The organism is Microvirga sp. RSM25, assembly GCF_044784385.1.
Classification (GTDB): domain Bacteria; phylum Pseudomonadota; class Alphaproteobacteria; order Rhizobiales; family Beijerinckiaceae; genus Microvirga; species Microvirga tunisiensis.
Genome location: NZ_CP173040.1, coordinates 565,677 through 576,616, shown reverse-complemented (window position 1 = coordinate 576,616; position 10,940 = coordinate 565,677). Strand labels below are relative to the sequence as shown.

Below are 10,940 nucleotides of genomic sequence, written 5' to 3'. Positions count from 1 at the left end.
ACCTGGAGACGTCCGACACCTGACTGCTGCGGTAAGGGCCGCCTTCCAAGCTACGGGTCTTTCGATGACGTGCGTCGGCTGTGGTTTCGAGCTATTATCCGAGTTCGCCTTCTGCCCGCGGTGCGGCCGCCGACAGCTAACGCCCTGCGCGGCGTGTGGCTTCTCGTGCGAGCCTGATTTCGCATTCTGTCCTCGTTGCGGGGCGGCCAGAGATACGGGCTCCGACCCAGCGGCTTCTGGGAGAGCTAAAGTAGCACCCGTGGGCTGCGCGCCGACCACAGTCGAGCCGACGGAAACCTTTCCGGCAGCGAGAACGGATACCCCGTGCCGGGAAGTGGACCGCCGCCAGGTGACCGTGCTGTTCGGCGACCTCTCGGGATTCACCACCCTGTCCGAGCGCCTCGATCCTGAGGAGGTGCGCGCGTTTCAGAACGCGCTATTTGAGTCCCTCAGCCAGGCAATCGCCCGCTATGACGGCTTTGTCGCGAAATTCCTCGGCGATGCCGTCCTTGCCTTCTTCGGGGCCCCGACCGCGCACGAGGACGATCCAGCGCGGGCGCTCCACGCGGCGCTCGATATGCTGGCCCGCGGTGCGGTGCTGAGCAATCAGTGGGAGGAGCGCCTCGGCCAGCCGGTGACCCTGCACATCGCCGTGCATACCGGGCCAGTCGTGGCCGGCAGCCTCGGCGATGCCGCCAGTGCAGCCTATGACGTGACAGGCGATGCTGTGAACACGGCCTCCCGTCTTGTTGGGGCGGCAGCGCCGGGGACAATCCTGGTATCGCACGCCACCCATGCCCTCACCAGGCATTGCTTCGCGTTCGAGCCGGCCGGCGAACTGGCTCTGCGCGGCAAGGCCGGACCCGTGGTGGTTCACCGCCTGCTCGGCGTGCTCGCCGAACCGCAATCGGCGCGCGGGCTTGCCGCTTACGGGCTTGTCTCTGCGATGGTCGGGCGGACCGAAGAGCTGGAGCAGCTCCTCGCGGCCTTCGACCAGATGCAGCGGAGCCGGGCACAGGTCGTCAGCCTCATTGGCGAGGCCGGCACCGGCAAGTCGCGGCTGATCACAGAGTTCCTGAGGCGGCTTGAGGATGCTGGCCGGCTGGCCTGCACGGCCCTCCGCCGGGCCGACTGCTCGTCCCTTGGTGAGCCACCCTACGGTGTCTTCGCGGCGCTGTTCCGCGAGGGCTACCAAGTGAAACCGGGTGACTCGCTCGATGTTGCACGGCAGAAGTTGGCAATAGGTCTCCGCTCGCTCGGAGCACCGACCGACGTAACAGAGGCCATCGTTCCGGTGCTGAGTTATCTGCTCGGGGTCAAGGAGGGGCTCCCCCACGACTTAAATCCCGAGCAGCTCAAGCGCCAGATTGCGCTGGCCGCGCGCACGCTGGTCGAGCGGCGCCTTCAGCAAACGCCGGTCCTGATGATCGTGGAAGATCTCCACTGGGCCGACGCAGCCTCGGTGGACCTGCTTCGAGACATTGCCGACTACTTGGCCGATCAGCCTTTGATGATGCTGGTCTCGCATCGCCCCGACGCACCCCCGCTCCTTGTCGCCCAGGCATCTCAGAGCATTATCCGGCTCACGGCCCTTTCTCCTGAAGAGATCCGGGCCCTCGTGACGGGTCTTTTCGGCCGGCTCGACGAGGCCGCTCTCGCTCGGGTCCAGCATTTGATCACGACGCGGGCCGGGGGTAATCCGCTGTTTGTTGAGGAGATCGTCCGGAACCTGGTGAGCACGGGAGTGCTCGTCCGCCAAGGCGAATGGTGGACGTGTACCGGAGCCTGCGACGCAGTAAACATTCCGCCCACGCTGCACGGGCTCCTTCTCTCCCGCGTCGATCGGCTTCCTGCCAATGCCCGGCGACTGCTCCAAGACGCTGCCGTACTGGGGATGGTGTTCGACGAAGCGCTGCTCCATGCTATTGCGACCGACAGGGCGAGCACCGGAACCGCCCTCGACCGGCTCGGCGCGTTCGAGATGATCCAGGAAATCGGAGAAAGCCGCGCGGGCAGGCGGTACCGATTCACGCATGCGCTCGTACACGAGGTCGTCTACGAGAACCTGCTCCTGTCCCGCCGGAGTGAGCTGCATGAGCGGGCGGGCCGCGCACTCGAGCGCGTCGTCGGTCCTCATCCTTCGCAACTGAGCGACCTCGAAGCGCTAGGCCATCACTGGAGCCTCGCTCGGGAGAAGCCCAAGGGTGCACGCTACCTTATGGCTGCGGGCGACCGGGCGCGCGAGGTCTACGCCAACGATGACGCCATCCGCCATTACCAGCGCGCTCTGCAGACCCTCGCCGGTTGCCAGGCCTGCGACAGTCAGGTGCAGGCGGTGCGCGAGCGGCTCGGAGAGCTTTTGGCGCTCACTGGACAGCGGGCCGAGGCTCTCACGCACTATGAGGCGGTGCGGCAGGCGCTCGAGATGGCAGCAGATCGCGCAGGCGCTGCCCGCCTACATCGCAAGATTGGGGCCCTCCACTGGGAGGCCGGCGATCGGGAGAGCGCTGCGGCCTGCTTTGCGTCGGGCCTCGAGCAGTTGGGCGAGGACGGCAGCCCCATTGAGCGGGCGCAGCTCTTCCAGGAGCTCGGCCGACTTGCATTTCGGAGCGGCGACAACGCGGGCGCTATCGCCTGGGCCGAGCGTGCGCTCACTGAGACGGCGAGAGGGGAAGAGACCAAAGCCGATCCCGAGTACGCCCGTCAGACGGCGGCAACGCGGGTGCAGGCCTACAATACGTTGGGCGTGGCGCTTGCGCACACGGGCCGCCTCAACGACGCGGTCAATCAGATCGAGCAGAGCATCCGGCTCGCCGAGTCATACGACCTGCTGCAGGCGGCCTGCCGCGGGTATGCCAATCTCGGCGTACTCTACAGCTCACTCGACCCGCGCCGGAGCATCGCGACCTGCCTCCTAGGGCTCGAGACTGCGAAGAAGGTGGGCGATCTCAGCTTTCAGTCGCGCCTCCATGCGAACCTTGCCGTCGCCTATTGCGCGCTGACGGACCGCTGTGAGGTGGAGGGAATCGAGGCGGCGCAATCGGCGATCAACCTCGATCGCAGGCTCGGGCTTCTCGATCATCTGGCGGTTCCCCTGATCGTCCTGGGCCAGATCCACCAATGCCATGGAGATCATGTCTCGGCCCTCGCTGCTTACAAGGAGGCTTTAAGTCTGGCCGAGCGGATCGGAGATCCGCAGCTCCTCGTTCCGTGCTACGATGGGCTCGCCACGCTCAATCTCGATGCCGGGAATACAGCGATGGCCGAGGTTTATCTGGCGAAGTCGCAGGAGGTGTGCGAGCGGGCCGGCCTCGAGCCCGACGCCCTTCTGATACTGCCGTTTCTCTCCTAACAGAGGGAGGAGTTAGGCCATGAGCATCTCAGAAGCGCACCCCACAATTTCCCCAGGCCAGCGGGCGCCTGACTTCACGCTGCCAGCAGTGGACGGGTCCGGCACCGTGTCGCTGGCGGACTATCGAGGAAGAACCCCGTTGTTCCTCGCTTTGTTCGTCGGGCTGTGGTGTCCCTTCTGCCGGCGGGCCATCGCCCAGGTCGGAATGTCCGAACCGGCGCTCAAAGCGTCAGGAATTGAAACACTCGGAATCGTGGCCACGCCACCCGAGAACGCTCGGCTCTATTTCAAATTTCGGCCAACCCGATTCCGCTTGGCTGCTGACCCCGAGCTCACCACGCACCGGGCATTTGGCATTCCGAAGCCTACCCCGATTCCTGAGCTCATGAAGGCGCTCGGCGAGATCCGCATCAATCCCGACGGAATTTTGCCGGAGCCTCTGCCGATCATGGAGGCTGCTGCCGCCGTGGCAAAGCTTGACGGCTATACGGAGAACGACACCGATCACACCGATATGGAGCGACAATGGCCCCAGCTAAAAGGGCAGTTCCTGATCGACCGTGATGGCATCGTCCGCTGGGCTAACATCGAATGCGCCACAGAGGGCTTGGCCGGCGTGGGGAAGTTTCCCTCGAGCAATGACATCCTAGCTGCGGCACGGACCTTGGTGAATGCGGAGCCAAGCTGAACGTTGCGACGGATAGTCCATAGCGGAATGTCAGCTCCTGGCGGGTTTCGTTGAAAAAGTCGGCGCTCAGACTGGCTGAGACAGCGACGGGGCTTTGTTTGCTGAGGTCAGGACCACGATGAGCTGAGCGTTTGGGCTTGCCTCAGGCCACCTGGGCCCTCTGAGGCCCTGATGAAGTGATCAGCTTGGCAAGCTTTCTCAGGTTCTGGGCGGGAGCTGCCAGCAGAAACTCATCCTGAGCTCCAAACGGACCCCGCAGCCGCAGGCGGCCCATCTTCAAGATTCGCTTGACGTGGGCAATCAGTATCTCAATGCGCGTGCGGTCCCGCCGCGATCGTTCGAATACCGGCGTACCGGCCGAAGCTCGGGCGACCTCCCGGGCCTGCTCATAGATGCTGCGCGTGATCCTGCGGGCCGGCGTGTTAGGACAGCACTGTTCCTTCAACGGACAGGGATCACAGTCAAAGGTGCTGCGCAGATAGAGCCTGCTCGTGCCCTCGTTCACGATCCGGCCGCTGGTGGTCAGGGTCTTGCCCTCAGGGCACGTGTAGGTGTCGGCCCCAGCGCCATAGGTGAACTCTGCTCGTGAGAAGGTGCCGTCCTGGCGAGTGGATCTGTCGATCACCGGAACATGCGGCTCGATCTTCTGCTCCTCCATGAGCCAGTGCAGCATCTCGGCCTCGCCATAGGCGCTGTCGCCCGCCAGCCGCTTCGGCTTGAGACGGAAGCGTTCAGCCATGCGCTCGAGCATGGTGCGGGCAGCCCCCACTTCCGCCTGACGCACCGCGCGAGAGGCTTCGGCATCCACGATCACGGCTGACTTAAGGTCAATGAGGTAGTTGTCCGTGTAGGCAAGAACGCCGGACCGCGCATTGCGCCGGTCCACTGGGCGGCCGGATCAGAGGGCGAGACGAACTTCGGCTCAACATCAGTGGCCGCACCGAAGGCGGCCTCGTCCAAGGTGGCGAGATACTCCTGTACGGTCCACGGCGCTGCCTCAGTGTAGTCCTGCGCGACCCACTCACCCCGGGGAAGGGAGGGAACGCTGTTTGTTGGCATCAGCCTGGATCAGGCTGGCTTTGCGTGCAGTAGTAAGCTGGCCTGCAGCTGAGACTCTGGAATCTGGAAGGGATGATGGCTAGGCGAGACATCGCTGTGAATCATGCTACGATTCTTCACTGGATCGTCCGCTACTCTTCCGTGGCGCTCGACCGCTTCAATACCGCTGCTATCAACCCGAGCGGGCCGCCAGCCGGAGGCGCGGAGCGATGGCTCAAGGCCGAAGCCTCAGATGACGATGACGTCCGCCTGCGTGAGCTTGAGGTTCTTGGAAAGCGTTGCAAAGTGAACAGCCGCGCCTTTCCCGTTGCCGTCGGCATCGTAATAGAGCATGCCCTTCTTGCTGTTGTAGATGACGTGATCGTCGGCATCGGCCGCTTTGGTGCCGATCTTGAAGAAATCCTTCTTCAGCTTGCCGGCCTTGCCGAGCTTCTTGAACACCGCATTGTCGAGCCGGACCGTGTCGTCCTTCACGTTGAAGTCGGCGACTCTGTCGACATTGGACTTGCCGAACTTCTTGTCGAACACGAAAGCATCCTTGCCCCTGCCGCCGGTGAGCAGGTCCTTTCCGCCGCCGCCGTTGATCTTGTCAGCTCCCGCGCTGCCGGTGACCTCGTTGTCGAGCCCGTTGCCCGTGAGGCTGAGGCCCGAAGCGGCGCCTTCCGCCGAGAGCACCTCGACGTTCTGGGATAGGGTGTAGTCGACCGTCGTAACCACCTTGTCGTTTGCGCCAGCCGCATAGGCCTCGATCACCTGATCTCCGGCATTGTCGACATAGTAGGTATCATTGCCCATGGTGCCGACCAGGAGATCGGCACCCGCATAGCCGCGCATGGTATTGCCAAGGGCGCTGAGCAGGCTCTCACTAGGCAGCGCGTCGGTGGAGATGCGCTTTTCGATCCCCAATCCGGCGAGGAGCGTCTGCACGTCCACGACGCCGTTGAAGCCGGTGCGGGCCGTGAAGCCGATGGTCGTGGTCTGCCCGGCGGCCAGCGCACCATTCCACTCGGCATTGTTCAGATCGTAGACCACGCCCTGGTCCCAGTTCGCCTCCGCGACGGTCCTGGCGCCCCAGATGCTGTCGATGTTGAACTTGCTCTTGAGAAAGACGCCCCAGTCGTTAACGCTCTCGTTGGCCGTGACCGTAATTTCGCCCTGGAAGCCGCCCCACCAGTTATTGGTGATCCGGATCGCCGCATGGACCTCCTCCCCCGGGACCGCCGGCGTGTAGGAGGTCAGCGTCGTCGGCAGGTCCACGCCCTCGCCGTCGTCGCCATAGATGAGATCGGCACCGCCGGCGCCATAGAGCTTGTCGGCTCCCGATCCACCGATGATGAGATCGTCGCCGCCGTTGCCGTAGCCGATGTCGTCGCCCTGATCCCCGAGGAGAGTGTCGCGCACATTGCCGCCAAAGAGCTGATCGTTGCCGTCGCGCCCGTTGAGGCCGTTCGCGCCCTCGTTGCCATAAAGCCGGTCGTGGCCGAGGCCGCCGATCAAGATATCGTCGCCGTTGCCGCCATAGAGGTCGAGCGGCTTGGCGGAGGAGGTGACAGCGCTGCTCCTCGTCGCCAATCCTGAAGCACCCGCAGGCGCGCCTGCAGTCGGATGGGCCGCCGCAAGCTCGAGAAGCCTCGCGGAGGACAGGGTTGTGCCGTCGGCGAAGACTATGGCGACATCGTCGGCGCTCGGACCCGGAAAATCATTGAAGACGAGCGCATCGCCGCCGTCGTCGAGGATGATGGCAATCTTGTCGTGGGGGTCGGTCGGGATCCGGTTGCCGACCGTGCGCACGAATGTGAAGGAATCCACGTCGGCGAGGGCGTAGCCGGTTAGCCTGATGACGTCCTGACCCGGCTGAAAATCCCAGATCAGATCGACGCCGTCGCCCTTCTTGTAAAGGTAGGTGTCCAGTCCATCGTTGCCGTAGAGATTGTCGCCGATGGTGACCCCGAGGGCGCCATCGATCCAGCTGAGATGACCGTCGTCCTTGCCGCCGGCGATGACGTCGTCCCCGCCTTCGCCCTGCATCTCATCGTTGCCGAGGCCGCCATGAATGGTGTCGTTGCCGTCACCCGCTTCGATCAGGTCGTCAAAGCTGCCGCCGGGGATCGTGACGATCGGTGTCGGGTCGACGGGCGTTGGTGTCGGATTGTCCGGTGTGGGATCCGTCGGAGCAGGGTCGGTCGGGACCTGATTGATGATCTTCGGCGTTCCGGTCAGCTGGCCGGCGAGCTTGAGGCTCAGGGCCCGTCCTTGGCCGTTGTCGCTGACGCTGGTCAGACGCAATCCGAAATACTGCTGCAGCACGAGCTCGAGGCTCAGCGGCGCGGAGGAAGCCAAGGTGAACGTGGTCTCCTTGATGTCGTCCTTGCCGATTCCGGAGGTGCCGAACTCGATGCCGATGTCGAAGGGGCCGACAGCCTTGCCGACCTCGCCGCTCATGGTGACGTCACCTTGGACCTCCATCACCCCGTTCGCGCTCACGGCGTAGTTGGTGACATTTGCGCCGCTGACCGACAGACCAGCGAGGACGCTTTCGGTCGAGACGTGGAAGAACAGGCCTCGAAGATCCGCCGTATCCGGGCGGTCGATGTCGTTCGCGATCACGTCGGTGACCCGGACGTGGAAATCGAGTCTGCCGTCAACTGTCTCGGTGACGGTGATGAGAGCGCCCGGCTCCCCGCTGACGAGGAAATCGATCGACCGGAGTGACGGAAAGGACATGGAGGGGCCTGATGGAAAAATATTCACTACCAAGGGATGTTTACCTCGCAAGAGTCAACCCGTTCCGAACGGCTCACCACAATGTGGGGATGAAACTCTGCTTCATAGAGCCGGGATGTGACTGCCTTTTCTCCAGCGATCGCAATGTGTTAGCTACGAAGATCCATAGATGGCTACGTCTGTGGCCAAGCGACGCAGAGCGGAGGCGTGCCTCGGCATCGGACGGAGGAGTGAACTCCACCCCTGGGTTTGATCTGATGTTCATTTTAAAAGGGCAGCGCACCGTAACGTGCAAGCCGCCGATCCATGATCGAGCTAAACTGGATTTACGTTTCCACACCCGAAGCGACTCAAGTAGTGTGGACTTGATCTCGCCGTGATGAACACGCTGTCGGCAACGAACAGAAAGTCGAACTTGGCCTTCTCAGCATTTGTGGCCTGCTTTTTGTAGTACGCGAAGTTAGTGCTCGCGTCCGGCTGAGCGTCCGGATGCCTCCAGTCGCCCCATCCCATGCCGACTCCGTGCAGTATGAAGCCCATTTTTAGTTGACGATCTTTCGGCATGGATTCGCTCCTGGTCGGGAATTCGCAACTTGGTGCACGATGTCTTCAAGACACTGCGAGGCGCACCTGGATCGTTCGGCAAACCGGACGAAAAAGCAATAAACCGATGTTCTAAAGATGATTGCTGAAGGAGCATATATTCATCTAGGAACTCGTGATTTGAAGAAAACTGGTCTTCTCGGGAATGCGTCTACTGTTTGATCGCATATATCATTGGAGACTGGCCTGCCTCATGGTGAACAAGCCCCTTAAGTATAACTGGCGCTGATCAGGAATCGGCCCTTTGCTTTCCGGCTGAGGAACATTTTGTCTATGGGATCCGACGATTTGGACATGAAACTTCTACGTGGAGAGCCTTTCTTATGAGCCTAACGGTCTCCGGAGGCAAAAAAAGTTCTTCGTTTGTCGATCTTTTAAAAGAACATTCTCGTTGACAGCTTGAGAGGATGAAAGCAACATAACCACGCTGTTTGAACAGATAGTCGCTCGAGCAGCCGCGGTGATTTGAAGTGCACAGCTTGCTCCGCGAGAACAAACGCTAAAGCGTCACGATGCGTCCAATGCGCCTCGTGATCCGCATGAAGGATCGCGGTCATGATAATTCCGGTGCTGAATCTCACCCTACGGCGCTTGGCGCGTCGGGTTCGCAGCAGCCGCGACTGGTGTCGCCTCTAAAAGATCTTCCCAAGACTCCTTCCATAACAACTCGTATGACTGCCAGTCGCATGCTGGCGGCAGGAGATCTGCACCATGTCACATACCACGCATGTTATCGAAGTCGGAGACGTTACAGCCGGCATTGTCGTTGCCACTGAAGGCGGCTTCCGCTTCTTCGCCGCCAGTTTGACATTTAAGTCCCTCGATTTGGCGATCTTTCCCTCCATCGCACATGCCAGCCGGGCCGCGCGCGAGAAATTTCCCAGACGTCGTTACTGAAGAGGCCGGCATGAACACCAAAGCTCTCTTGTTTACCGTTACCGCCATTGTGACCGTGCTCTTTCTCTCGGCATTCCGTGTGCAGGCGGCCAACGAAGACGCTCTCATGACGATGGAGCAGTTCGGGCGGAATCCTGGCGGTCTAAAGCATTGAGAACCGCACTGCGTTGGCGCGGACCTGTCCAAGGAACCGACGGGGGAGGGCTCTATGACCAGACTCAGCGGCGCGAGGTGCCCTGCTTGAGGCAGCTCGATGTCAAGACAGAACAGGCACCCACAACGGCCAGCGATACCCAGAACGTCTACGGAGACTGCGGTGGATTCCGAGCCAGAACATCACTCATGTTCACGGTGGTTCCCATTGTTCTTATTGATCATGGGCATCCTCTCTGGGATCGCTTCTCAGATCGTGGCTTGACTTCATCCTGCCGAGTCGCTGCGACGGAACGGAAACATTCGCTTATCCAGCAGGCCTGTATCCAGATCGTTCGCGCGGACGGCAAATCTGGCTTGAGCTGAGCCTATAGCGGCTGTTCTATTGGCGTCCCGGCGCAATTTGCGCAGCGCGCTGCACTTTTGCATGCGCCGGGACGTAGACGAGCCTCCGGTGCCAGGCGCACCAGCTCGATCCCTCCGGCGTCGGGGCTCCGCAGCAGACGGCGCGCCGCGGATCATCGGAGACGATGAAGCGGCACTGTCGCGTCGCAGTCTTGAGCAGTTTCGTTCGGTGTCTAGGGTCGGGCTCTTGCATAACGGGCACTATGGCATGGCGGGGCGGATCAGCGGAAGTCTCGGGTCGCAACCCGGATGGCGGGCGCTTCGACTCGGTGTTCCGGCACCACGGCGGGCGGCACGTCGAAACGGTCCGCCAGTCAAAGCCCGACTACAATCAAATGTCGGGGATACCACAGGTCCCGGCAGGGGAACCGGTTTGCGGGTGCGCGTGTTCGCGTACTATGAACTCGTGCGGGATTAAGGCGCGAGATGCAAATGCCAGAGATGAACAACCCAGGCCGCGCGATCCCTGCGACGCTGACGTTTTCGCAGCGCGAGAGCATCCGGACGTTGGGCGTCGCCTTGCGCAAGCTCTACAAGAGCTATCTGAAGGAGCGGCCGCCTGAGCAATTCCTGACCCTCATCGCCAAATTCAATGATGTCGACCGGCGGTCTTTTTCGGCCAACGACGCTTAGGTGTGATCCACGATCCGGGTGCCTTGGGGCGCGTTTAACCAAACGCTTCGCCGACAACGGCCATGAAGCTGCGCCGATCTGTAGGGCTTCGCCAGGAAGTGGCCGTGGTCGGAAATATCGGCGCCCCGAAGTGTCGTGTGGCCCGACGTGACGAAAGGCCGGATGTTAGGCCAACGCTCGGCGACCCATTTGACCAAGGCCATGCCGTCCATCGATCCAGGCATGTGAATGTCGGTGAACAGCGCCGCAATCTCGTGAGCTCGGGCTTCCAGAAGCCTGAGCGCCGCGTCGGCATTGGCCGCCTCCAGAACCTCGAAGCCAGCATCTTCCAGCATATCGACCGCGTTCATGCGGATGATCGGCTCGTCCTCGACGACAAGGACGTAGCGTGGAGCATAATCAGTCTTGGACATGATCGGCAGAAAG

At 61.9% G+C, this 10,940-nt stretch carries 7 protein-coding genes and 4 pseudogenes; 6 read left to right on the top strand and 5 right to left on the bottom strand.

Annotated features, from left to right (window positions below):
* Positions 1–64 precede the first annotated feature (64 nt).
* The 3 genes and pseudogenes from ACD578_RS28820 to ACD578_RS28810 all read left to right on the top strand — a co-directional run.
* Positions 65–190 (top strand): annotated as a pseudogene (locus tag ACD578_RS28820) (zinc ribbon domain-containing protein); the annotation flags it as partial.
* A gap of 144 nt (positions 191–334) precedes the next feature.
* Positions 335–3,352, top strand: a complete 3,018-nt coding sequence (locus tag ACD578_RS28815) for an ATP-binding protein (protein ID WP_404295514.1) — start codon at positions 335–337, stop codon at positions 3,350–3,352.
* Between the two features lie 19 nt (positions 3,353–3,371).
* The gene (locus ACD578_RS28810; protein ID WP_404294303.1) at positions 3,372–4,040 is read left to right on the top strand and encodes a peroxiredoxin-like family protein; all 669 of its coding nucleotides are present in this window, start codon (positions 3,372–3,374) and stop codon (positions 4,038–4,040) included.
* Positions 4,041–4,182: 142 nt separating this feature from the next.
* Here ACD578_RS28810 and ACD578_RS28805 read toward each other — a convergent pair.
* The 3 genes and pseudogenes from ACD578_RS28805 to ACD578_RS28795 all read right to left on the bottom strand — a co-directional run.
* Positions 4,183–5,118 (bottom strand): annotated as a pseudogene (locus ACD578_RS28805) (transposase); the annotation flags it as partial.
* A 209-nt stretch (positions 5,119–5,327) separates the two neighbouring features.
* Positions 5,328–7,823, bottom strand: a complete 2,496-nt coding sequence (locus ACD578_RS28800) for a cellulose binding domain-containing protein (RefSeq protein ID WP_404294301.1) — start codon at positions 7,821–7,823, stop codon at positions 5,328–5,330.
* A gap of 342 nt (positions 7,824–8,165) precedes the next feature.
* A pseudogene (locus tag ACD578_RS28795) lies at positions 8,166–8,387 on the bottom strand (LLM class flavin-dependent oxidoreductase); the annotation flags it as partial.
* A gap of 750 nt (positions 8,388–9,137) precedes the next feature.
* On the opposite strand from ACD578_RS28795, the gene ACD578_RS28790 reads away from it, so the two are divergent.
* On the top strand, positions 9,138–9,323 hold the full coding sequence (locus tag ACD578_RS28790; protein WP_152713287.1) for a hypothetical protein: 186 nt from the start codon (positions 9,138–9,140) through the stop codon (positions 9,321–9,323).
* Between the two features lie 10 nt (positions 9,324–9,333).
* Positions 9,334–9,477 carry a hypothetical protein gene (locus ACD578_RS28785; protein ID WP_404294299.1) on the top strand — a complete coding sequence of 48 codons (144 nt, stop codon included), beginning with the start codon at positions 9,334–9,336 and terminating at the stop codon, positions 9,475–9,477.
* A gap of 381 nt (positions 9,478–9,858) precedes the next feature.
* Here ACD578_RS28785 and ACD578_RS28780 read toward each other — a convergent pair.
* A pseudogene (locus ACD578_RS28780) lies at positions 9,859–10,173 on the bottom strand (GcrA family cell cycle regulator); the annotation flags it as partial.
* A gap of 140 nt (positions 10,174–10,313) precedes the next feature.
* Between ACD578_RS28780 and ACD578_RS28775 the strand changes: the two are divergent.
* Positions 10,314–10,514 (top strand): hypothetical protein, encoded by a 201-nt coding sequence (locus ACD578_RS28775; RefSeq protein ID WP_404294296.1) that lies wholly within the window; start codon positions 10,314–10,316, stop codon positions 10,512–10,514.
* On the opposite strand, the gene ACD578_RS28770 is transcribed toward ACD578_RS28775, so the two are convergent.
* Positions 10,511–10,927, bottom strand: a complete 417-nt coding sequence (locus ACD578_RS28770) for a response regulator (protein WP_404294294.1) — start codon at positions 10,925–10,927, stop codon at positions 10,511–10,513. The two genes, ACD578_RS28775 and ACD578_RS28770, sit on opposite strands and share 4 nt — an antisense overlap.
* Between the last annotated feature and the right edge of the window lie 13 nt (positions 10,928–10,940).